The sequence below is a fragment of the Microbacterium sp. BG28 genome (assembly GCF_034044005.1).
Taxonomy (GTDB): domain Bacteria; phylum Actinomycetota; class Actinomycetes; order Actinomycetales; family Microbacteriaceae; genus Microbacterium.
Map to the genome: position 1 here is coordinate 135,857 of NZ_JAXCHA010000002.1, position 21,352 is coordinate 157,208.

The window sequence follows — 21,352 nt, forward strand, 5'->3', positions numbered from 1 at the left end:
ATAGGACGGTGTCACGTGCACAGACGACGATCTTGGGGTCGACCCGTAGAAAACGCCGTGCTGGCCGGTGCGTATGTAGTTCCCACGCGGGCCCGTTCCCACTCGGAATCCAGGAACTCCGACCGAAACGCCCACCCCGCTCCGACTCATGTTGAAACGGAACGGTCCGGCTTTGACGCTCGTGCGCACGTAGAAGCCCACGCTCACCCCCAATTTTGTGTATGCGTCCCCACGCTTTCTGCTGACACTACTGGCACACACGATCGTCGCACCGGCTCACTGACCGTGGAATCCGATCAGGCAGCGGGCGAGCGGGTCCGCCTGAGATCCACCGAACCTGGCACATCCGCCACAATCGACTCATGATCGCAACCACCCGCGCGGGGCTGCGCCGGATGCGGGCGCTCGATCCGCGTTCGCCCCACCGGGTGGCGAGTCCGCTCGAGCTGCTGTTCGACCTCGTCTTCGTGGTGGCGGTCTCGCAGGCATCCAGCACGCTGCACCACCTGATCAGCGAGGGGGAGGCCGCCCACGGGCTCCTCTCCTACGCGATGGTGTTCTTCGCCGTGTGGTGGGCGTGGATGAACTTCACCTGGTTCGCCTCCGCGTTCGACACCGATGACTGGCTCTACCGCGTCATGACCATCGCCCAGATGGGTGGCGTGCTCGTGCTCGCCGCGGGCGTGCAGCAGGCGATGCTCCACGACGACTTCCTCATCGTCACCATCGGCTACGTCATCATGCGCCTCTCGATGGTTGCGCAGTGGCTGCGCGCCGCGATCTCGGATGCGGCATCCCGCCCCACCGCGCTCCGCTTCGCCGTCGGGGTCGCCGCCGTGCAGGTGCTCTGGGTCGCCCGCCTCGCCCTGCCCGAGGGCGCGCCCCAATTCGTCGGATTCTGGGTGCTCGTGGTCCTCGAGCTCGCCGTTCCGGTATGGGCGGAGCATCGGCGTCGCACTCAGTGGCACCCGCACCACATCGCCGAACGCTACGGCCTGTTCACCCTCATCCTGCTGGGTGAGAGCCTGCTCGCGAGCGCCAACGCGATGATCGACGCGCTCAGCACGGGGGAGCACACCTCCCAACTCATCGGTCTCGCCGCAGCCGGCGTCGTCATCACCGCATCCATCTGGTGGATCTACTTCGCCCGCGAACAGGCCGCCCGCCTGCGCAGCACCTCCGACGGCTTCGTCTTCGGCTACCTGCACTACTTCCTCTTCGCCGCCGTCGGCGCCGTCTCCTCCGGCGTCGAGGTCGAGATCGACCACGTCACCGGCGCCACCGAGATCACCGGCGCCGCGGCCGGCCTCGCTCTCACTCTGCCGCTCGCGCTCTTCCTGCTCGCCACCTGGGCCGTGCTGCTGCGGGGGAGCGTGCGTCGGACCATCTGGTGGGCGATCCTCGTCGGCATCGCCTTCGTCGCCGCATCCGGACTCCTGCCGGTCGGCGAGTTCATCGCCGCCGCGGCCGTGATGGTCGGGGTCGTCGCTCTGCTCGAGGTCGACGCCTCCCGAAGGCCCGTCACTCAGCCGAGCTGATGCCGGGGTTGGGCATGGGCTGAGAGTCCGAGGCCCGCCCGTCATCAGCGCGGGCTGCGGCAGTAGGATTGCCCGGAGAGAACGGAGCGCTCGTCATATGTGGGAATGGCTGATCCCTGTCGCGGTCGTCGTACTGATCGTCCTGGTCGTCGGAATCTATCTGTGGGCGACGTACAACTCGCTCGTCCAACTCAACGTCCGCGTCGACGAGGCATGGAGCGACATCACGGTGCAACTCAAGCGCCGCGCCGACCTGCTCCCGGGCCTCATCGAGACCGTCAAGGGATACGCCGCCCACGAGAAGGCGGTCTTCGAGAACGTCACCCAGGCGCGCGCCGAGACCATCAACGCGCAGGGCCCCGCCGAAGCGGGTATCGCCGAAGGCCACCTGCAGCAGGCGCTCAAGTCGCTGTTCGCCGTCGCCGAGGCCTACCCGCAGCTCCAGGCCAGCCAGAACTTCCTGCACCTGCAGCAGTCGATCGTCGACACCGAAGACAAGATCCAGGCCTCGCGCCGGTTCTACAACGGGGGAGTGCGCGAGCTCAACACCAAGATCAAGGTGTTCCCCAACAACCTCTTCGCCCGCAACCTCGGTTTCCACGAGCGCGAGTTCTTCGAGGTCGTCGACGGCGCCGCCATCGCCGAGCCTCCCCGCATCCAGTTCTGAGACTCAGCCCGGTTCGTCGCCCTCCAAGGCGACGGGCTCGGGCCGCGACTCGTGCCGCTCGGCGCCCAGCACCCACGCGAGCTCGTTCGTCGCATCGCCCCACTGCGACACGCTGATCGTCTCCAGCTGCTGCCACATCGCCGCGTCTCGCAGCAGCTCGGCGACCCGCTCCACATCGCCCGGCAGACGCGACGGCTCCCACCACGCCGACTGCACCCGCAGCACGGATGTGGCACGATCCGCCTTCAGGTCGATCCGCGCCGCCACACGGTCGCCGATCACCACCGGCAGCGAGTAGTAGCCGAACCGCCGCTGCGGCGCCGGCGTGTAGATCTCGATCCGGTACGAGAAATCGAACAGGCGCTCCGCGCGATCGCGGAACCACACCACCGGATCGAACGGCGTGAGCAGCGCCGCCGCATCCATCGTGCGGGGGAGGGTTGCGTCGCGATGCACCCACGCCGGCGCCGGGCGCCCCGCCCGCGTCCACCCCTCGACCTGCACCGGCTGCAGCTCACCCGCATCCACCAGCTCGCCGATCGCCCGCAGCGTCGCGCGCTGATCGCCGAGCCGCCAATAGTCGTCGAGGTCACGCGCCGTGGCGACGCCGTACGCCCGCGCCGCGCGACGCACCAGCTCGCGCACCGCGTCTTCCTTCGGTGTCTCGACCCCGGCGATGGATGCGGGCAGCACCTGCTCCGCCAGCCCGTAGACGCGCTCGAACCCACGGCGCCCGGCGATCGCCACCTCGCCGGTGAACCACAGCAGCTCGAGCGCGCTCTTCACGACGCTCCAGTCCCACCACGGCCCGCGCGGCGCGCGCGACGCGTCGTCTTCGATCTGCGCCGGCCGCAGCGGCCCCCGCTCAGCCAGTTCGCCGCGCACCCAGTCGAGCGTGGCGGCGTCGATGCCTCGCCAGCCCTTGGCCTCGTGCCGGGCGCGGTAGTGCTGCATCCGGAACGCGAACAGCGGCCAGTCCGCCGCGTCGATGAAGGATGCCTGGTGCGCCCAGTACTCCACGAACGGTGCGCGACGCTGGAACAGCAGCTTGTCGAGCCGCGCCGGGTCGTAGGGGCCGAGCCGCGAGAACAGCGGCATGTAGTGCGAGCGGGCGAACACGTTGACCGAGTCGATCTGCAGCACCGACATCCGGCGGATCTCGCGACGCAGGTGCGCCCCCGTGACCTCGGCGGGCCGCGGCGCCCCCAGGCCCTGCGCGCGCAGGGCGATACGTCGGGCTTCGGACCGGCTCAATCTGGCACGCACCGCGTCAGCGTAGCGTCAGCCTCCGACAACTAGACTGGCGAGATGACCGAGCCCGACGAGAAGCCTCGCGGATCGTTCTTCGACGCCCTGCGTCAGCGCACCGTCAGCTCCGACACCACGCACAGCGTGCCGCGCGGCGTCCGCATCGCCGCCGCGTACTCGTGGCGCTTCCTGCTGATCGCGGCGGCCGTCGGCGTGGCGATCTGGATCATCATCCAGCTGAAGCTGCTGGTCATCCCGCTGCTCATCGCCATCCTCATCGCTGCCCTCGTGTGGCCGGCGTTCACGTGGATGCTGCGCCACCGCTGGCCGCGGTGGCTCGCGATCGTCGCCTCGGTGCTCGGTACCGTCGCCATCGTGGGCGGTCTGCTCTGGCTCGCGATCTGGCAGATCACCCGCGAATGGGGATCGGTGCGCGACCGCACCGTCGGCGCGATCGAAGGCCTCCGCACCTACCTCATCGACGGCCCGCTGCATCTCACCGCCGACCAGATCGACGGCATGCTGCGCCAGGGTCTCGGCATGCTCGAGCAGCAGGCCTCGCTCCTGTGGTCGGGGGCGCTCGCCATCGGTTCGACCGTGGGCCACGTCGCCACCGGCCTCCTGCTCACGATCTTCATCCTGCTGTGCGTGCTCGCCGACGGCGGCGGCATCTGGAAGTGGGTCATCCGGCTCTTCCCGAAGGCCGCCCGCCCCGCGGTCGACGGTGCCGGCAAGTCCGGCTGGCTCACGGTCGTCACCTACGCCCGCACCCAGCTGCTCGTCGCCACGATCGACGCGATCGGTATCGGCCTCGGCGCCTTCCTGCTGGGCGTGCCCCTCGCGATCCCGGTCGGCGTGCTCGTGTTCCTCGGCGCGTTCATCCCCTTCGTCGGAGCCGTCGTCACCGGCGCCCTCGCCGTGTTCCTCGCCCTCGTCTACAACGGGCCGTGGATCGCGCTGTGGATGCTGGTGGTCGTGCTCGGCGTGCAGCAGATCGAAGGCCACATCCTGCAGCCCATCCTCATGGGCACCGCCGTCAAGGTGCACCCGCTCGCCGTCGTGCTCGTGGTCGCCGGCGGCGCCATGATCGCCGGCATCCCGGGCGCCCTGTTCGCCGTGCCGCTGGCCGCCTTCGTCAACGTCTTCGTCCTCTACCTCTCCCGCCGCGCGTGGGAGACCGGTAGGCCACCCGAACCGGACGAACTCATCTGGAGCACTGTGCCCCGCGAACGAAGGAGAACGACGCGGTGAGTCTTCCCACACTGGCCGACTTCGAGGATGCGGCCCGCACCCTCACCGGCCTGATCACCCGCACGCCCATGGACGAGTCGCAGGTGCTCAGCGAGATCGTGGGCGCCCCGGTGATCCTCAAGATGGAGAACCTGCAGCGCACCGGCTCGTTCAAGATCCGCGGCGCGATCTACCGGCTCTCCCGCCTCACCGAGGAGGAGCGCGCCCGCGGTGTCGTCGCCGCATCCGCCGGCAACCACGCGCAGGGCGTCGCCCTCGCCGCGCAGCGCCTCGGCATCCCCGCGACGATCTTCATGCCGCTCGGCGTGCCCGTGCCGAAGCTGCTCGCCACCCGCGGCTACGGCGCCGAGGTCATCCTCGAGGGCGACACCGTCGAGACCCCGCTGCGCCTCGCGGCGGAGTTCGCCGAGCGCACCGGCGCCGTGCTCATCCACCCGTTCGACCACCGCGACGTCGTGGTGGGTCAGGGAACCCTCGGCCTCGAGATCTACGACGACCTCCCGACGGTCGAGACCGTCATCTTCAACATCGGGGGAGGCGGGCTCACCGCCGGCGCCGCCGCGGCCATCAAGGCCCGCGCCGAGGTCGACGGGCGCACCGTGCGGATCATCGGTGTGCAGGCGGCCAACTCGGCCGCGTACCCGCCCTCGCTCGCCGCGGGCGAGCCCTTGGAGGTCGCCACCACGCCCACGATCGCCGACGGCATCGCGGTCGCCCGCCCCGGCGACGTACCCTTCGAGATCATCCGTCAGCTGGTGGACGAGGTCGTCACCGTCAGCGAAGACGACATCGCCCGCGCGATCCTCATGCTGCTCGAGCGCGCGAAGCTTGTCGTGGAGCCCGCGGGCGCCGTGGGCGTTGCCGCCCTCATGACGGGCAAGATCTCGGCATCCGGTCCGACCGTCGCCGTGCTCTCGGGCGGCAACATCGACCCGCTCCTGCTGCAGCGCGTGATCTCGAACGGACTCAGCGCCGCGGGCCGCTACATGACCATGCGCATCCCGCTGCCCGATCGTCCGGGCCAGCTCGTGCAGGTGTCAGAGGTCATCGCGCGCGTCGGTGCCAACGTCACCGAGGTGCTGCACACCCGCCACGGACAGGGTCTACAGATCAGTCAGGTGATCCTGCAGGTGAGCGTCGAGACGCGGGGCGTCGAGCACCGCGCCGAAGTGATCGCAGCGCTGGAGGCTGCGGGGTTCGCGCCGGTCGTCGTCGCCGACTGACCGGCGCGTCCGCGCTCACTGACCCGTGTAGGTCTCGACCTTCACGACCTCGACCGCGATCTCGCGGCCGTTGGGCGCGGTGTACGAGGTCTTCTCGCCCTCGCGCAGGCCAAGGATGGCGGCGCCCAGCGGCGACGCCTCGCTGTAGACGTCGAGCTCGCTGCCGGCAGCGATCTCGCGGTTGCCCAGCAGGAACACCTCTTCGCCGCCGGCGACGATCGCGGTCACCACGGTGCCGGACTCGACCACACCGGTCGACTCGGGAGCCTCGCCCACCTTGGCGTTCTTCAGCATCGCCTGCAGCGTGCGGATGCGCGCCTCCTGCTTGCCCTGCTCGTCCTTCGCAGCGTGGTAGCCGCCGTTCTCCTTGAGATCGCCCTCTTCACGAGCCGCCTCGATCCGCTTCGCGATCTCCTCGCGGCCGGTCGTGGACAGGTGCTCGAGCTCGGCGACCAGCCGGTCGTAGGCGTCCTGAGTGAGGAAGCTCACCGTTGCGTCAGAAGACACGGTCTCTCCTTCGTCGTGAGTCGCGGCGCAAGGCACCGCAACTAAGCCAAGACGCCCCGGCGGTTGCCAGGGCGTCGTCGATCAGTTGCCGTTAGCCTACGGCACCCAGCATCCGTTGACCAATCCCGTGGTCGCCTCAGCGGTGATCGGAATCTGCTCGACGAAGGCCCGCGTGTGGTCGGGAGAGGGCGGGTATTCGACGACTCGCCAGCCCACGACGCCGTGCTCCTCGTCCTGCGCCTCGAGCACGCAGGCGACTGCCGTGTTGGGCGGCACGGTGACCTGGAACGAGACGCTCGTGGTGTGCTCGTCGACCAGCTGATAGCCGGTCGTGACCGCATCCACCGACGACGAGCTCGCCGAGAACGCGTACCATCCGGCGACGATCACGGCAGCGGCGATCCCGATCGATGCGAACACGGCCCAGAAACGGCCGGAACGGGCACCGCGGGTGCGGCCGTAACGCTCGTCGAGCAGCTGTTGCGTCGTCATAGACCCTCGGATCGGGAATTAGGCTTGAGTCCAGGCTAAGCGCTCGCGCGCGGAACGGAGACATCCATGCACCTGGCCGTGTGGCTCGCCGAGGTGACCCCGACCCCGACGCCGACCGATGTCGACCCGCTGCTCGTGACGCCCGGCCCCTGGGGCTTCGCGGCCATCGCGCTCGTGGGTGTCGCGGTGATCCTGCTGGTGTGGGACATGCTGCGCCGCATCCGCCGCGGGCGCTACCGTTCCGAGATCCGCGAACAGTTGGATGCGGAAGAGCTGGCCGCGAAGCAGGGCGATGCCGCCGAGCGCGACTCCGAGACCGATGACGAGGACATCGACCCGGCCCAGCGCTGACGCTCAGCCGTTGTAGGCGGGCGAGAGGCAGATGAGCAGGCACGCAGCCCAGTGGCAGAGGAACGCCAGCACGGTGCACACGTGGAAGATCTCGTGGAAGCCGAACTTCCCGGGCCACGGATTGGGGCGCTTGAGCGCGTAGACGACGGCGCCGCCGGTGTAGAGCAGCCCGCCGACGATGACGAGCACCATCATCGCGACGTTCGCGTTGAGCAGGTCGACGATGTACATGACCGCCGCCCAGCCGAGCAGGATGTACAGCGCGACGTACAGCCAGCGCGGCGCGTGGATCCAGAACACCCGGAAGAGGATGCCGAGGATCGCGCCGCCCCACACGAGGCTCAGCAGCAGCACCGACTTCTCGGGCGGAAGCGCGAGGACCGCCAGCGGGGTGTAGGTGCCGGCGATCAAGAGCAGGATGTTGGCGTGATCGATCCGCTTCAGGACGACCTTCGTGCGCGGCTTCCAGTCGAAGCGGTGATACAGCGCCGAGTTGCCGAACAGCAGCAGCGAGGTGGTCATGAACACGGCCGCCGACCACTTGGCTGCGGAGCCGTGCGCGAGCACGATGAGGACGATGCCCGCGGCGATCGCGACCGGGAAGGTGCCCGCGTGGATCCAGCCGCGCCAGGTGGGGCGGATCTCCGTGTTCGCGTCCTTCTCGGCGGCGTCGATCAGCGGCAGCGAGGGCACGTCGGGAACGCCGGAGCTCATGGGACCAAGAGTAATCGGGTGGATATGCCCGCGACCGCACGTAGCCATAGCGTTGGCTGAATGCGCGTGTCTCCTGCCGTGCTGGCGGTAGCGTAGGGGAGTGACCAGCGGTCGGGAGAGTGAGGGGCGGGGGCCCCTCTACCGTCTCTACAGCAATCGTCTGCGCCGGCAGATCCCGCCCGCATCCGTTCCCCGCCACGTCGCGATGATGATCGACGGCAACCGGCGCTGGGCGCGGCAGCTGGGCTACGACTCCGCGGCGCACGGGCACCGCGCGGGGGCTGCGAAGATGCGCGAGTTCCTCCGCTGGTGCGACGAGCTCGGGGTGAAGGTCGTCTCGCTCTACCTGCTGTCGATCGACAACCTCTCCAAGCGCGACTCGAAGGAGCTGGCCGATCTCATCGAGATCATCGCCGAGCTCGCCGACGAGCTGTCGCACGAGCGCGATTGGCGGGTGCAGCACGTGGGTCGTGCGGCCCCGCTGCCGCAGGAGCTCGCTCGCGTGCTGGCCGACGTGCAGGCACGCACGGCGGGCAACACCGGCATGCACGTCAACCTCGCCGTGGGCTACGGCGGCCGCGGGGAGATCGTGGATGCGGTGCGCAGCATCATCACGCAGTACGACCACACCGGCGGCTCGCTCGAGGAACTCGCCGAGAGCCTCACGCCCGAGCAGATCGGCGAGCACCTCTATACGGGTGGTCAGCCCGACCCCGACCTCGTCATCCGCACCTCGGGCGAACAGCGCCTCAGCGACTTCCTGCTCTGGCAGTCCGCCCACAGCGAGTTCTACTTCGTCGAGGCGCTGGGCCCCGACCTCCGCGAGGTCGACCTGCTGCGCGCCATCCGCGACTACGCGCGCCGCGACCGCCGCTTCGGCAAGTGAATGCCGCGACCTCGTTAACGAAGTCGTAACGCGACACACCCGCATCCGCTCTGGCACTCGCACCCGCCCGCGTCGTACGGTCATCACAACGGGCACGGCGCCCGTTCGGGTCGGCCCCAGGAAGCGACTCGCTACCCACCGGTCGACTCGAGAGACCCCGGGCCACGGGCCCGGAAGGGGAGTGGGTTGTGACCACACGAGCACCACACCAGCAGCAGCGGGCGACCGTCCAGCAGAGCGCAGATCAGGAAACTGACCTGCGCTCTTATGTTTTGGACACCTCGGTGCTTCTGAGCGATCCCCGAGCGTACTTCCGCTTCGCGGAGCACTCGGTCGTGATCCCCGTCGTCGTCATCACCGAACTGGAGGCCAAGAGACATGATCCGGAGCTGGGTTACTTCGCGCGCCAGGCGCTGCGGCACCTCGACGAGCTTCGCGTCGAGCACGGTCGCCTCGACTTCCCCGTCCCCGTCGGCGCCGGCGGATCGCTCCGCGTCGAACTGACCAACACCGACCCGTCGGTCCTGCCGAGCGGGATGCGGCTCGGCGACAACGACACCCGCATCCTCGCGGTCGCCATGCACCTCCAGCAGGAGGGTCACGACGTCACGGTCGTCTCCAAGGACCTCCCGATGCGCGTCAAGGCCGCCTCCCTCGGCATCCTCGCGGAGGAGTATCTCGCCGAGCAGGCGGCGGACTCGGGCTGGACCGGCATCGCCGACATCAGCGTCTCCGGCGATGAGATGAGCGACCTGTACGAGAGCGACGTCGCCTCCAGCGACGACGTGCGCGGCCTTCCCGTCAACACGGGCCTCATCGTGCACTCCGAGCGCGGTTCCGCCCTCGGAAGGGTCACCGGCGACGGCGAGTTCCGGCTCGTGCGCGGCGACCGTGACGTGTTCGGTCTGCACGGCCGCTCCGCGGAGCAGCGGATCGCGATCGACCTGCTGTCGGACCCGGATGTGGGCATCGTCTCGCTCGGCGGGCGCGCGGGCACCGGCAAGTCGGCGCTCGCTCTGTGCGCGGCGCTGGAGGCGGTGCTGGAGCGTCAGCAGCAGCGGAAGATCATCGTGTTCCGTCCGCTGTTCGCCGTCGGCGGCCAAGAGCTCGGCTACCTGCCCGGTGACGCACAGGAGAAGATGAACCCCTGGGGTCAGGCGGTGTTCGACACGCTCGGATCGGTAGTGAGCTCGAACGTGCTGGAAGAGGTCGTCGCCCGCGGCATCCTCGAGGTGCTGCCGCTGACCCACATCCGGGGTCGCTCGCTGCACGACGCGTTCGTGATCGTGGACGAGGCGCAGTCTCTCGAGCGCAACGTGCTGCTGACGGTGCTGAGCCGCATCGGTGAGAACTCCCGCGTCGTGCTCACCCACGACGTCGCCCAGCGCGACAACCTGCGGGTCGGGCGCCACGACGGCATCGCTTCGGTCATCGAGACCCTCAAGGGGCACGGACTGTTCGGGCACGTCACCCTGACGCGCTCGGAGCGCTCCGCGATCGCGGCTCTGGTGACCGACCTCCTGGAGGCCGGGGAGCTCTCATGACGCCGGATGAGAGCTTTCTCACCCGATCCTCCTTGTGCTCTCACGGCAGCCGCGGATGATGGACAACACGGATGACGCGACACTGTCATTCACCGCTGGAATGAGTTCCCCCAGACTCTGACGGCGAAGAAAAACTGGAGAAGCAATCCGTCACCGATTCCCCCCGGTGAGGTGGCGGGCATCACGGGTTCGGGTCCCGTGGTCTCTCTGTGGCCCCCGGCGTCCCCCAGCGCCGGGGGCCTTCCTCATGTCTGGGCGCGCCAGTTCACCGGCCGTCGGGCCGGTGCGGATGCGGAGCGCTCACTCCCAGCGGTAGCCGGCGCCGCGCACCGTGACGATGCGCTCGTGACCGAACTTGGCGCGCAGGTACCGTACGTACACGTCGACCACGTTGGAGCCCGGGTCGAAGTCGAGCCCCCAGACGCGGCTGAGCAGCTGCTCGCGGCTGAGCACCTGACCGGGGTGGCGCAGGAACTGCTCGGCGAGGGCGAACTCCCGCGCCGAGAGGTCGATCTCGCGGCCCTCGACGCTCGCGCGCCGCGAGAGGACGTCGAGGATGACATCGCCGTGCACGATCGCGATGCTGCCGGTCGCGACGTTCTCCCGCAGGCGCGAACGCACGCGCGCGAGCAGCTCGTCGAACTTGAACGGCTTCGGCACGTAATCGTTCGCGCCGGCGTTGAGGCCGTCGACCGTGTCGCGGGTGCTGCTGCGGGCGGTCAGCATGATGACCGGCAGGTGCGAGCCCTGCCCGCGCAGGTGCCGGAGCACCTCGAACCCGTCCATGCCCGGCAGTCCCACATCCAGGAGCAGAAGATCGATCTCGCCCGAGAGCGCACGCTCGAGAGCGTCGTCACCGTCCTCGACCACCTCGGTGGCGAATCCCGCGGACTCCAGTCCCCGCTTCACGAAAGCAGAGATGCGGGGTTCATCCTCCGCGATCAGGATCAAGGTCATGTGGTTGCCTCTCGCTGCAGAACGACGTCGCCGGCGCGCACGGGCGTCGGGACCAGAGTGGACGGATGGCCGCTGGTCGGCACGCGCACCGTGAAGGTGGCGCCGCCGCCGGGAGTGTCGGTCACGTCGACGGAGCCGCCGTGGGCCTGCGCGATCGCCTCGACGATGGCAAGCCCCAGGCCAGAGCCCTCGACGGAGCGGTTCGCGTCGACGCGTGCGAATCGTTGGAAGATCCGGCGCCTGGCCGCAGGCGGAATGCCCGCGCCGTGATCGCGCACCCACAGCCGTGCCTCGCCGTCGACGACGTCGCTGCCGACCTCGATGGGGCTGCCGGCCGGCGTGTACTTCGCGGCGTTGTCGGCGAGCTGCAACCAGGCCTGAGTCAGCCGGTCGGCGTCCGCGACCACCACACCGCGCGCGCTCCGGGCGAGCGAGAAGGGGTGGCCGGAGATGGCAGAGACGAGCTCGCCGACGCGCTCGGTCAGCGTTCCCAGGTCGACGGGGCGCATCTCGAACTGGTCGCCCTGCGCCGACGACAGCAGGTCGATGTCATCGACGAGACGCGTCATCCGGTCGAGCTCGGAGATTCCCATGTCGCGGATGCCGATGACATCCTCGCGATCGTCGACGTTCATCATCTCGAGGTGGCCGCGCACGATCGTGATCGGCGTCTTCAGCTCGTGCCGGATGTCGTCGAGCAGCTGGCGTTGGCTGCTGACGGAGGCCTCGAGGCGATCGAGCATGGAGTTCATGGTGCGCGAGAGGTCGGCGATCTCGTGATCGCCCCCCTCGGGAACGCGCGTGCCCAGATCGTCGAGCGTCACCGCATCCGCCGCTTCGCGCAGCTGCCGGAGCGGGGAGAGAAGTCGGCCGGTGAAGAACCAGCTCGCGAAGCCGAGCGCGGCCATGACGACCACCGCGGCGATCACGTACGTCATGATCGACGCCTGGAACGGTGCCATCTCGGCTTCCATGTCGACGCCGCGCAGGTAGATGCCCGACTCGCCGCCGATCTGCACCGGCAACGCCACATAGCGCACCTCGCCCTGGTCGGTCGATACCGTGCCCAGCACGATGTCGCTGCCCGAGACCGCCTTCGTCGCCGCCGCGACGACGGCGGGGTCCTCGATCGCGCGGAAGAGGTTGCCCGCCGAGGGGGACACGACGATCTCACCGTTGACGACGCCGACGACGCCCTCGGTCTGCGAGGGCAAAAAGCCGGTCACGGTGCGCGTGAGGTAGATGCCGGGGGACGGGGCATCGCCCACGGGTCGCAGGGCCTGCACCTTCTCGATCAGACGGTCGTCCACGTCGTCGACGAGACGCGCCCGCTGGATCCAGAAGGAGACCCCGCCCGCGACGATCAGCCCGACGCACGCCACAAGGAGGATCGCCCCCAGAGTCTTCACGCGCGCCGAGAGCATTCTCGGCGTCTGCTTCACCTTCCGATTATGTCCCGTCGGGCGGTTTCGCGTGTAGCTCAGCCCGGGTGGGTCATCGAGAGCAGGTCGAGCTTCTCGTCGAGCTGCGCCTCGGTGAGTTCGCCCCGCTCGACGTAGCCGAGAGCGATGACGGCCTCGCGGACCGTGATGCCTTCGGCGACCGCGTGCTTGGCGATCTTGGCGGCGGCCTCGTAGCCGATCAGCTTGTTCAGCGGGGTGACGATCGAGGGCGACATACCGGCGTAGGCCGCCGCGCGCTCGCGGTTGACTTCGAGGCCGCGGATCGTCTTGTCGGCCAGCACGCGCACCGAGTTGGCGAGCAGGCGGATCGACTCCAGCAGCGCCGTGCCCATCACCGGGATGGCGACGTTCAGCTCGAACGAGCCGGATGCGCCCGCCCACGCGATCGTGGCGTCGTTGCCGATGACCCGCGCGCACACCATGAGCGTGGCCTCGGGGACGACCGGGTTGACCTTGCCCGGCATGATCGAGGAGCCGGGCTGCAGGTCGGGGATGTGCAGCTCGCCGAGACCCGTGTTGGGACCCGAGCCCATCCAGCGCAGGTCGTTGTTGATCTTGGTGAGCGAGACCGCGATGGTGCGGAGGGCTCCGGATGCCTCGACGAGTCCGTCGCGGTTCGCCTGCGCCTCGAAGTGGTCCTTGGCCTCGGTGATCGGCAGCTCGGTCTCGGCGACGATCAGCTCGATGACCTTCTGCGGGAAGCCGAGGGGGGTGTTGATGCCGGTGCCGACCGCGGTGCCGCCCAGCGGAACCTCGGCGACGCGGGGGATCGTCGCCTGCACGCGCTCGATGCCGAGGCGGATCTGGCGCGCGTACCCGCCGAACTCCTGGCCGAGGGTGACGGGCGTCGCATCCATGAGGTGCGTGCGCCCCGACTTGACGACATCGCTCCAGGCTTCCGCCTTCTCCTCCAGCGCCACGGCGAGGTGGTCGAGAGCGGGGATCAGGGCGTCGATGATCTCCTGCGTCACCGCGATGTGCACCGAGGTCGGGAACACGTCGTTCGAGGACTGCGAGGCGTTGACATGGTCGTTCGGGTGAACCGTCGAGCCCAGGTGGCGCGTCGCCAGGGTCGCGAGCACCTCGTTCATGTTCATGTTCGACGAGGTGCCGCTGCCGGTCTGGTAGACGTCGATCGGGAACTGGTCGGCGTGCTGGCCGGCGATGATCTGGTCGGCGGCGCGGGCGATCGCGTCGGCGATCTGCGCGTCGAGGGTGCCGAGCTGCTTGTTCGCGAGAGCGGCGGCCTTCTTGATCCGCGCGAGCGCCACGATCTGAGCAGGCGCCAGGGCGTCGCCCGAGATCGGGAAGTTCTCGACGGCGCGCTGGGTCTGCGCGCTGTAGAGAGCGGATGCGGGAACGCGGACCTCGCCCATCGTGTCGTGTTCGATGCGGTATTCGGTCTCAGCCACGGGTGTCTCCTCTGACGGTGTGCGGACGGTAGGTGATCAGGCGGCGGATTCGGTCGCCGCCCCGACGATGAAGTCGGGCTCGGCGACGCCTTTCGCGAGACGGTAGTTGACGCCGACGATCGCGAGGGAGCCGTCGGCCACGGCGGCGCTGATGAGCTCCGAAGAGTGCAGCAGCTCGGTCACGGTGTCGCGCAGGTGCTCGCGGCCCACGTGCTCGGCATCGACGGTGGCGGCGTTCGTGCCCTCGGCGACCTGCACGCGGCGCACGGCCGGCACGATGGGCGCGACCTGACGCCAGATGCGCGGCGGCAGTGCGGGCGAGTCGGGCGAGGTGCTGTCGATGGCAGCGCGGACGGCGCCGCACTCGTCATGGCCGAGCACCACGATGAGCGGCGTGCCGAGCACCTCGACCGCGTACTCGAGGCTGCCGACGACGGAGTCGGAGATGACCTGACCGGCGTTGCGCACCACGAACAGGTCGCCCAGGCCCTCGTCGAAGATGATCTCGGCGGCCAGACGCGAGTCGGAGCAGCCGAACAGGGCGGCGCGCGGGCGCTGGCCGGTTGCCAGCTCGTGGCGGCGCTCCACATCCTGCCGGGGGTGGCGCGGCGTGCCGGAGACGAAGCGCGCGTTACCCTCGAGCATCTCGGCCCAGACCTGGGCGGGGGTGGGGTGGGTCTCGGTCACGGTGTCTCCTCACGCAGCTGAAGGATGGTGTCGGTGACGGTCGTGGCCAGCTGTGCCGCGGTGTCGGGTGTGGCCGTGCCGTACACGAGGATCTGGTCGGGCCCCGCGGGGGTCGCCAGTGCATAGGAGACGCCGCCGGCGGAGCGTGCGTCGGAGATCTCGTAGCGCTGCCATTCGATGCCGTCGATCGTCTCGGTGCCGGTCGGCGCGGCGCTGTTCAGCGTGCGGGCGACCCACCCCGCATCCGCGTCGAAGGCCTGCGCGATGTTGATGTAGCTCTCGGCGTCGGGCACGTACACGATGGTGAAAGCCGGGACGCTGTTGCCCTCGAGCTGCGCCTGGTTCACGCGCCAGTTCTCGGGCACGTCGGGGGAGATGACGGGGCGCCCGTAGGCGTCCGCGAAACCGTCGGCGATCTCGGCGACGTTCACGGCGGGGGCGGGCGCCGGGTTGCCGCGCGGCACCGCGAAGATGATCACGATCACGACGCCGAGGGTCGCGAGCAGCGCCGCGATGAGGTTGCGGAACGTCTGGCTCGAGCGGTAGATGCGCGAGGACTCCGCCTTGCGGGCGGCGGTCTCGTCGGGAGTCTCTGGCCGGCCGAGCTCGGCGACGACGCGGGGACCTCGCGCCATCAGAGTTCGCCCTCGGCGCCGGAGCGCGCCGCATCCAGCCGGCGCTTGGCGCCCAGCAGCCACTCCTCGCAGCGCGCGGCGAGTGCCTCGCCGCGCTCCCACAGCGAGAGCGACTGTTCGAGAGTGGGGGAGCCCTGCTCGAGTTCGGCGACGACACGAACGAGCTCGTCGCGCGCCTGTTCGAACGACAACGACGCGATCTCGGGAGTGGTCTCCTCGGGCGCGGACATGGCTTCCATCCTAGGCGTCCGTCGCCGTCGCAGACGTCTCGGGCACCTCGCCGGCGGAGGTGGCGGCGAACGAGCCGCGGGCGACCGTGACGGTCAGCTCTGTGCCCTCGGGTGCCTGCGCCGCATCCCGCACGATCACGCCGCCGGCGACGTGGGCGATCGCGTAGCCGCGCGCGAGCGTGGCGCCGGGCGAGAGGGCGCGCAGCGACGCGCGCAGCTCGGCCGTCTGGCGCGCGGCATGGCTGTGTGCGCGGTCGATCGTGTCGCGTCCGCGGGCCGCGAGCAGCTCGATCTCGTGCGCGCGCCGCTCGAGAAGCGCATCGGGTTCTCTGAGCACCGGGCGCGAGCGCAACTGCTCGAGCTGCGCGATGTCGTGCGAGACGCGCATGCTGAGGCGCGAGCCCAGGCGCGCTCGCAGCTGCCGCACGAGCGTGCGCTGCTCGCCCACATCCGGCACGACGCGCTTGGCGGCGTCCGTCGGCGTCGAGGCGCGGAGGTCTGCGACGTCGTCGAGCAGAGGGTGGTCGTTCTCGTGCCCGATCGCCGAGACGACCGGCGTCGTGGCCGCGGCGACCGCGCGCAGCAGTCGCTCGTCGTTGAAGCCCAGCAGGTGCTGCGGGTCGCCGCCGCCGCGGGCGATGATGATCACGTCGACGTTTGGGTCGGCATCCAGCTTCTGCAGCGCGGCGATCGTCTCGGGCACGCACCGGTCGCCCTGCACCGCGGCGTACTCGGTGCGGAAGCTCACCTGCGGCCAGCGCAGCTCGGCGTTGCGGTGCACGTCCTTCTCCGCATCCGATCGCTCACCCGTGACGAGTCCGACCAGGTGCGGCAGGAACGGGAGAGGCCGCTTGCGCTCGGCCGAGAAGAGTCCCTCGGCGCGCAGCTTCGCGCGCAGCTGCTCGATCGCGGCGAGCTGGTCGCCGATGCCGGTGTGCCGCATCGCGGAGACCAGCACGCTGAAATCGCCCGTGCGCACGAAGTAGTCGGACTTGACGCTCGCGACGACGCGATCGCCGACCTTCAGGTCGTCGGGCAGGCGCTGCAGCGTCGACGACCAGATACGGAACGACACGCTCGCGTCGCCGACGAGGTCTTTCAACCGGCCGTACACATTGCCGCCGCGCACGTTCCACGACGTGATCTCGCCCTCGACCCACACCGAGCCCCAGGAGGAGATGAACGCCCGGATCGTCTCGTTGAACCGGGCGACGGATGTGGGTGCCTCGCGGGTGGCGTCGCGGGGATGGACGTCATCACCGTGCGGGGCCTGTGCCGCCGCATCCGGTGCGAACCTCGTCATGCATCCTCCGTCGCTCGGCCTCTGCCCAGCACGCGCCCGTAGAATCACGGGCGTGAGCTCACCCGCCGTGCACCTTCCCACCCCCCGGATGCCGGCGCGCAGCGGCCGGCTTCAGGATATCCCGGTCGTCGGACGCAAGAGAGTGCTGTTGGCAGCCCCCCGCGGGTACTGCGCCGGCGTCGACCGCGCGGTCATCGCCGTCGAGAAGGCGCTCGAGCGCTACGGCGCACCCGTCTATGTGCGTAAGCAGATCGTGCACAACGTGCACGTCGTGACCGAGCTCGAGGCCAAGGGCGCGATCTTCGTCGAGGAGGTCGACGAGGTGCCCGCCGGCGCCCACGTCGTCTTCAGTGCGCACGGCGTCTCGCCCGCCGTCGTCTCAGCCGCCGCCGACCGCGGGCTGCAGGCGATCGATGCGACCTGCCCCCTCGTGACCAAGGTGCACCGCGAGGCCGTGCGCTTCGCCCGCGACGACTTCGAGATCCTGCTCATCGGCCACCTCGGACACGAGGAGGTCGAGGGCACCGCCGGAGAAGCGCCCGAGCACGTGACGATCGTGAACTCGCCCGCCGACGCCGACACCGTGGAGGTGCGCGACCCCGACAAGGTCGTGTGGCTCTCGCAGACCACGCTCTCGGTCGACGAGACGATGGAGACCGTGCGGCGCCTGCGCGAGCGGTTCCCGAACCTGCAGGATCCGCCGTCCGACGACATCTGCTACGCCACGCAGAACCGCCAGGTCGCGATCAAGAAGGTCGCGCGCGACGCGGATCTGGTGATCGTGGTCGGCTCCGCGAACTCGTCCAACAGCGTGCGCCTCGTCGAAGTCGCCCTGGAGCACGGCGCCAAGGCCGCCTACCGGGTCGACTACGCCGAGGAGGTGCGCCAGGAGTGGCTCGACGGCGTCGCCACGGTGGGTGTGACCAGCGGAGCCTCGGTGCCCGAGGTGCTCGTGCAGGAGGTGCTCGACGTGCTCGCCGGTGCCGGTTACGCCGATGTCGCCGAAGTGCGCACCGCCGAGGAGGACCTCATCTTCTCGCTTCCCAAGGAGCTGCGTCGCGACGCATCCGGCGCCACCGACGCCCGCGCCCGCGGTGGACGGGCAAGCGCATGAGCGACGAACGCCCCCGCCCCCAGTACGGCGAGTACGCGACGCCCGAAGAACAGCGCGCTCGCATCCGTCAGCCCGACGCGACCTTCGACCTCGACGCGGGCAAGGCTCCGGATGCGGCGCCGCCCGCGCCCGCCCCGACTCCTGCCGCGGGGCCGGTGGCGCGAAACCCCCGGGCCATGGACCGCGTCGCCACGATCGCGCTGCTGGCGCTCGGGCTGTTCGAGGTGCTGCGCTCGATCCCCGGCTTCGTCGATCCCAACGAGCTGCTCACACAGCTGCTGACCCAGTTCGGCGTCGAGGGTGGACTGACGGATGCGGCGGGCGCCCGGGCCTGGGGAGCGGCCGCCGCCATCCTGCTCGCCGTCGGATGGTTCGCGACCGCCGCCGTCTCGGTGTGGAATCTGCGCGCCGGACGCCTGAGCTTCTGGATCCCGCTCGTGGGCGGCGTGGTCTTCACACTCCTCGCGAGCGTGCTCCTGGTCGTGCCGCTGATGTCGGACCCGGGCCTCATGCAGCAGCTCGGGAGCATCACGCCCCTGCCGACCCCGAGCGCAACGTGACCGCGCGCGTCGTCGCCGTCTGCGCCGTGCACGCACTGATCCCGGATGCGGGCACGATCGGCGTCACCGCGATCGACAAGCGTCCGCTCGATCGCCCCGTGCGCGTCGGTCCCTACGGGGTGCGCGGCGACGTGCAGGCCAACCGCAAGCACCACGGCGGGCTCGAGCAGGCCGTCTACGCGTACGCGCAGGAGGACGCGGCGTTCTGGGAGAGTGAGCTGGGACGCGAGTTGGCGCCCGGATGGTTCGGCGAGAACCTGCGCACCGAGGGCATCGACGTCAACGCGGTCGTCATCGGGGAGCGGTGGCGCATCGGCGACACGCTCGTGCTCGAGGTGACCCGGCACCGCAACCCCTGCCAGACCTTCGCCCGTCGCCTCGGCGGCCCGGAAGCTCGCGGCTGGGTCAAGCGGTTCGCCGACGAGCGGCGGCTCGGACCCTACTTCCGCGTGGTGAAGTCGGGTGAGATCTCCGCGGGCGACGAGATCGTCGTGCTCTCGCGCCCCGAGGGAGCTCCAGGACTGCTCGACGGCGTCTGAGCGCGCCGCGCCGACCGCGCCATGGCGACCCGCCCGTGGGTGCGCAGCAGCACGGGCATGACGAGGTAGCTGGCGAGCGGCACGACGATGAGCGTCAGTACCAGCGAACGCAGTACGGGGTGCCAGCTCTCCGTGAACGGCGAGAGCGCCAGCATCCCGATCGTCACGAGCGGGAAGATCGCGATCCACGTCAGCGCGGCTCGGACGTGGGCGTTGGGCATCGGGGGACGAGGCGTGGCGCTCGGTTCGGTCATGTCATCTCCAACTGTTCGTTTGGAGATGAATCTAGACGCGTTCGCGCACTTTTGCAACTGAACGGTTGGAGTCGCGGACTAAGCTCGAGGTATGGCTTGGGACACCGAACGCACACGGCGTCAACTGCTGACCGCGGCAACAGCGGAGTTCGCGGCGCACGGGCCCGCCGGGGCGCGGATCGACCGCATCGCCGAGGCGGCCGAGGTCAACAAGGAGCGGATCTACTCGTACTTCGGAAGCAAGGACGCGCTCTTCGAGGCGGTGATCGTGCACGAGCTGTCCGAGGTGTTCGAGGACGTTCCGCTCGAGGGGGAGGGCCCGCGAGCCATCGGCGACTATGCCGCCGGTCTCTTCGAGCGCATCGTGAGAAAGCCTGAGCTCGGTCGGTTGATGGCCTGGGAAGGCCTTGTGCGCGGGGGAGACGTGCCGGATCGTGCCGTGCGCGAGGAACACTGCAGGTCCAAGGTGGCAGCGGTCCAGCGGGCCCTTCCCGGCGTCTCGAAGGCGGATGCGGGGCAGTTGCTGTTGACCGTGGTCACGCTCACCGATGGGTGGGCGGTCTTTCCGCAGCTCGCCGAGATGTTCACCGCGGACCGTTTCGGGGACCGGCGCGACGCGGTGCGCCGGCTCGCCGAGCGTGAGGCGGCTGCCGCGATGGAGCGCGTCGCATCCTGAAATGCGGAATGCCCCGGCCGGAGCCGGGGCATTCGCGAGAGGGACGTCGGTCAGGCGCCGAGCGACTTGCCGGCGGAGCCGAGCTGCTGCGTCGCCTCGACGACGCGGGCGGCCATGGCGGACTCTGCGACCTTGCCCCAGGCGCGCGGGTCGTAGGCCTTCTTGTTGCCCACCTCGCCGTCGACCTTCAGGACGCCGTCGTAGTTCGAGAACATGAAGCCGGCGACCGAACGGGTGAACGCGTACTGGGTGTCGGTGTCGATGTTCATCTTCACGACGCCGTTCGCGACCGCGAGGGCGATCTCTTCGGGGGTCGAGCCGCTGCCGCCGTGGAACACGAGGTCGAGGGGCTTCGGGCCGGTGCCGAACTGCGCGGCGATGCCCTCCTGGATCTCGCCGAGGAGCTCCGGGCGCAGCTTCACGTTGCCGGGCTTGTAGACGCCGTGCACGTTGCCGAAGGTGAGGGCAGCGATCCAGCGGCCCGCGTCGCCGAGACCGAGGGCCTCGACGGCCTTGGCCACATCCGCGGTGGTCGTGTAGAGCGCCTCGTTCGAGCCCTCGTGCTTCACGCCGTCCTCTTCGCCGCCCACGACGCCGATCTCGACCTCGAGGATCGCGTTGATCGCCTTGATGCGGGGCAGGAGCTCCTTGGCGATCGCGATGTTCTCGTCGAGGGGAACCGCCGAGCCGTCCCACATGTGCGACTGGAAGAGCGGGTTGCGACCGGCCTTGACCTCTTCTTCGGATGCGGCGATCAGCGGCAGCACGAAGTCCTCGAGGGCGGGCTTGGGGCAGTGGTCGGTGTGGAGGGCGACCGTGATCGGGTAGTTCTTGGCGACCTCGGTGGCGAACTTCGCGAAGGCGATCGCGCCGGTGGCGCGGCCCTTGACGGTGTGGCCGGCGAAGTAGTCGGCGCCGCCGGTGGTGACCTGGATGATGCCGTCGGAACCGGCTTCCGTGAGGCCCTGCAGGATCGCGTTGATCGACTGCGAGCTCGCCGCGTTGATGGCCGGGTACGCGAAGCCGCCCGCCTTCGCGCGGTCGAGCATCTCGGCATACTGATCGGGTGTTGCGACGGGCATGTCCGCTCCTTGCTGTGTG

The 21,352-nt window shown here is 69.5% G+C and carries 24 protein-coding genes and 1 pseudogene; 11 read left to right on the forward strand and 14 right to left on the reverse strand.

Annotated elements, in window-relative coordinates; translation table 11 throughout:
- Positions 1-72 precede the first annotated feature (72 nt).
- A pseudogene (locus SK224_RS16770) lies at positions 73-261 on the reverse strand (DUF4236 domain-containing protein); the annotation flags it as partial.
- A gap of 101 nt (positions 262-362) precedes the next feature.
- Between SK224_RS16770 and SK224_RS06215 the strand changes: the two are divergent.
- Positions 363-1,538 (forward strand): low temperature requirement protein A, encoded by a 1,176-nt coding sequence (locus tag SK224_RS06215; RefSeq protein WP_320433897.1) that lies wholly within the window; start codon positions 363-365, stop codon positions 1,536-1,538.
- Between the two features lie 97 nt (positions 1,539-1,635).
- The gene (locus SK224_RS06220) at positions 1,636-2,205 is read left to right on the forward strand and encodes a LemA family protein (protein WP_309736166.1); all 570 of its coding nucleotides are present in this window, start codon (positions 1,636-1,638) and stop codon (positions 2,203-2,205) included.
- 3 nt (positions 2,206-2,208) lie between these two features.
- Here SK224_RS06220 and SK224_RS06225 read toward each other — a convergent pair whose 3' ends face one another.
- A complete protein-coding gene (locus tag SK224_RS06225; protein ID WP_320433898.1) occupies positions 2,209-3,471 on the reverse strand; it encodes a winged helix-turn-helix domain-containing protein in 1,263 nt (420 codons plus the stop codon).
- A 42-nt stretch (positions 3,472-3,513) separates the two neighbouring features.
- On the opposite strand from SK224_RS06225, the gene SK224_RS06230 reads away from it, so the two are divergent.
- Both SK224_RS06230 and ilvA read left to right on the forward strand, forming a co-directional pair.
- Positions 3,514-4,704 (forward strand): AI-2E family transporter, encoded by a 1,191-nt coding sequence (locus SK224_RS06230; protein ID WP_320433899.1) that lies wholly within the window; start codon positions 3,514-3,516, stop codon positions 4,702-4,704.
- Positions 4,701-5,927 carry a threonine ammonia-lyase gene (gene ilvA, locus SK224_RS06235; RefSeq protein WP_320433900.1) on the forward strand — a complete coding sequence of 409 codons (1,227 nt, stop codon included), beginning with the start codon at positions 4,701-4,703 and terminating at the stop codon, positions 5,925-5,927. Before SK224_RS06230 ends, ilvA begins: the two co-directional genes overlap by 4 nt.
- A gap of 15 nt (positions 5,928-5,942) precedes the next feature.
- Here ilvA and greA read toward each other — a convergent pair whose 3' ends face one another.
- On the reverse strand, positions 5,943-6,434 hold the full coding sequence (gene greA, locus SK224_RS06240; RefSeq protein WP_137417496.1) for a transcription elongation factor GreA: 492 nt from the start codon (positions 6,432-6,434) through the stop codon (positions 5,943-5,945).
- Between the two features lie 96 nt (positions 6,435-6,530).
- Complete coding sequence (locus SK224_RS06245) at positions 6,531-6,926, reverse strand: DUF4307 domain-containing protein (protein WP_320433901.1); 396 nt, start codon at positions 6,924-6,926, stop codon at positions 6,531-6,533.
- A gap of 66 nt (positions 6,927-6,992) precedes the next feature.
- On the opposite strand from SK224_RS06245, the gene SK224_RS06250 reads away from it, so the two are divergent.
- A complete protein-coding gene (locus SK224_RS06250; RefSeq protein WP_137417494.1) occupies positions 6,993-7,277 on the forward strand; it encodes a hypothetical protein in 285 nt (94 codons plus the stop codon).
- Positions 7,278-7,280: 3 nt separating this feature from the next.
- Here the strand turns inward: SK224_RS06250 and trhA are convergent, their stop codons facing one another.
- Entirely contained in the window at positions 7,281-7,991 is a 711-nt protein-coding gene (trhA, locus tag SK224_RS06255) for a PAQR family membrane homeostasis protein TrhA (RefSeq protein WP_320433902.1), read from the reverse strand.
- Between the two features lie 100 nt (positions 7,992-8,091).
- On the opposite strand from trhA, the gene SK224_RS06260 reads away from it, so the two are divergent.
- Both SK224_RS06260 and SK224_RS06265 read left to right on the forward strand, forming a co-directional pair.
- Positions 8,092-8,877: an isoprenyl transferase gene (locus SK224_RS06260; RefSeq protein WP_320433903.1), complete on the forward strand. Its 786-nt coding sequence runs from the start codon at positions 8,092-8,094 to the stop codon at positions 8,875-8,877.
- Positions 8,878-9,065: 188 nt separating this feature from the next.
- Positions 9,066-10,421 carry a PhoH family protein gene (locus tag SK224_RS06265; RefSeq protein ID WP_320433904.1) on the forward strand — a complete coding sequence of 452 codons (1,356 nt, stop codon included), beginning with the start codon at positions 9,066-9,068 and terminating at the stop codon, positions 10,419-10,421.
- A gap of 300 nt (positions 10,422-10,721) precedes the next feature.
- Here SK224_RS06265 and SK224_RS06270 read toward each other — a convergent pair whose 3' ends face one another.
- Genes SK224_RS06270 through xseA form a run of 7 tightly spaced genes read right to left on the reverse strand, consistent with a single transcriptional unit; the run spans position 10,722 to position 17,108 of the window.
- The gene (locus SK224_RS06270; RefSeq protein ID WP_137417490.1) at positions 10,722-11,378 is read right to left on the reverse strand and encodes a response regulator transcription factor; all 657 of its coding nucleotides are present in this window, start codon (positions 11,376-11,378) and stop codon (positions 10,722-10,724) included.
- Entirely contained in the window at positions 11,375-12,820 is a 1,446-nt protein-coding gene (locus tag SK224_RS06275) for a HAMP domain-containing sensor histidine kinase (RefSeq protein WP_320433905.1), read from the reverse strand. Before SK224_RS06275 ends, SK224_RS06270 begins: the two co-directional genes overlap by 4 nt.
- Positions 12,821-12,858: 38 nt before the next feature.
- The gene (locus SK224_RS06280) at positions 12,859-14,253 is read right to left on the reverse strand and encodes a class II fumarate hydratase (protein ID WP_320433906.1); all 1,395 of its coding nucleotides are present in this window, start codon (positions 14,251-14,253) and stop codon (positions 12,859-12,861) included.
- A gap of 36 nt (positions 14,254-14,289) precedes the next feature.
- Positions 14,290-14,898, reverse strand: a complete 609-nt coding sequence (locus tag SK224_RS06285) for a carbonic anhydrase (RefSeq protein ID WP_320434724.1) — start codon at positions 14,896-14,898, stop codon at positions 14,290-14,292.
- 38 nt (positions 14,899-14,936) lie between these two features.
- Complete coding sequence (locus SK224_RS06290; protein ID WP_320433907.1) at positions 14,937-15,575, reverse strand: DUF4245 domain-containing protein; 639 nt, start codon at positions 15,573-15,575, stop codon at positions 14,937-14,939.
- The gene (locus SK224_RS06295) at positions 15,575-15,805 is read right to left on the reverse strand and encodes an exodeoxyribonuclease VII small subunit (RefSeq protein WP_320433908.1); all 231 of its coding nucleotides are present in this window, start codon (positions 15,803-15,805) and stop codon (positions 15,575-15,577) included. The genes SK224_RS06290 and SK224_RS06295 overlap by 1 nt, the downstream gene beginning before the upstream one ends.
- A 10-nt stretch (positions 15,806-15,815) precedes the next feature.
- Positions 15,816-17,108, reverse strand: a complete 1,293-nt coding sequence (xseA, locus tag SK224_RS06300) for an exodeoxyribonuclease VII large subunit (RefSeq protein WP_320433909.1) — start codon at positions 17,106-17,108, stop codon at positions 15,816-15,818.
- An 88-nt stretch (positions 17,109-17,196) separates the two neighbouring features.
- On the opposite strand from xseA, the gene SK224_RS06305 reads away from it, so the two are divergent.
- From SK224_RS06305 to SK224_RS06315, 3 genes are read left to right on the forward strand one after another with little or no spacing between them, the layout of a single operon-like run.
- The gene (locus SK224_RS06305; protein ID WP_320434725.1) at positions 17,197-18,222 is read left to right on the forward strand and encodes a 4-hydroxy-3-methylbut-2-enyl diphosphate reductase; all 1,026 of its coding nucleotides are present in this window, start codon (positions 17,197-17,199) and stop codon (positions 18,220-18,222) included.
- On the forward strand, positions 18,219-18,782 hold the full coding sequence (locus SK224_RS06310; RefSeq protein ID WP_320433910.1) for a DUF6264 family protein: 564 nt from the start codon (positions 18,219-18,221) through the stop codon (positions 18,780-18,782). The genes SK224_RS06305 and SK224_RS06310 overlap by 4 nt, the downstream gene beginning before the upstream one ends.
- Positions 18,779-19,321, forward strand: coding sequence for an MOSC domain-containing protein (locus SK224_RS06315; protein ID WP_320433911.1), 543 nt, complete (start codon positions 18,779-18,781; stop codon positions 19,319-19,321). Before SK224_RS06310 ends, SK224_RS06315 begins: the two co-directional genes overlap by 4 nt.
- Here SK224_RS06315 and SK224_RS06320 read toward each other — a convergent pair.
- Positions 19,222-19,575, reverse strand: coding sequence for a hypothetical protein (locus SK224_RS06320; RefSeq protein WP_320433912.1), 354 nt, complete (start codon positions 19,573-19,575; stop codon positions 19,222-19,224). The two genes, SK224_RS06315 and SK224_RS06320, sit on opposite strands and share 100 nt — an antisense overlap.
- Positions 19,576-19,666: 91 nt before the next feature.
- Between SK224_RS06320 and SK224_RS06325 the strand changes: the two genes are divergently transcribed.
- Positions 19,667-20,251 (forward strand): TetR/AcrR family transcriptional regulator, encoded by a 585-nt coding sequence (locus SK224_RS06325; protein WP_320433913.1) that lies wholly within the window; start codon positions 19,667-19,669, stop codon positions 20,249-20,251.
- 50 nt (positions 20,252-20,301) lie between these two features.
- Here SK224_RS06325 and fbaA read toward each other — a convergent pair whose 3' ends face one another.
- On the reverse strand, positions 20,302-21,333 hold the full coding sequence (gene fbaA / locus SK224_RS06330) for a class II fructose-bisphosphate aldolase (RefSeq protein ID WP_137417482.1): 1,032 nt from the start codon (positions 21,331-21,333) through the stop codon (positions 20,302-20,304).
- Positions 21,334-21,352 lie beyond the last annotated feature (19 nt).